We start from the raw sequence: 377 nt of genomic DNA on the forward strand, positions 1-377 counted from the left end.
AAGGTCTGAAAGTCTCCAGGAGACGGATTGGTCGTATTATGAAATCTAAAAATCTTATCTCCACATATACTTCCCTGCGTTACAGAGCCTTTCCGGATCGGTCGAATGAACGCAATATTACTAATGGCCTGGGCAGATTATTCTATAGAGAAAGACCGATGGAAGTGCTTGTGAATGATCTGACATATGTAAAGGTGGCAGGAAAATGGCATTACATATGCTTATTTATTGATCTCTTTGACCGCGAAATTGGTCTGTCAACATAATATTGGACAGTTTTTATAGAATATTTCTTTATATTCCCTTGGTGTTAGATAATTTAATGCGCCGTGCGGCCTGACATTGTTATACCAGTTCACATAATCAAAAAGTTCAAT

At 37.9% G+C, this 377-nt stretch carries 1 protein-coding gene and 1 pseudogene; one reads left to right on the plus strand and one right to left on the minus strand.

Annotated features, from left to right (window positions below; translation table 11 throughout):
* Positions 1-266: pseudogene (locus ERX27_RS11455) on the plus strand (IS3 family transposase); the annotation flags it as partial.
* Here the strand turns inward: ERX27_RS11455 and ERX27_RS11255 are convergent.
* Positions 258-377 (minus strand): IS3 family transposase (locus ERX27_RS11255; RefSeq protein WP_165983039.1); only part of this gene is annotated, 120 nt, incomplete at its 5' end. The pseudogene ERX27_RS11455 and the gene ERX27_RS11255 overlap by 9 nt on opposite strands.

It is taken from the genome of Macrococcus brunensis, assembly GCF_004359615.1.
In the GTDB taxonomy this organism is placed as follows: domain Bacteria; phylum Bacillota; class Bacilli; order Staphylococcales; family Staphylococcaceae; genus Macrococcus; species Macrococcus brunensis.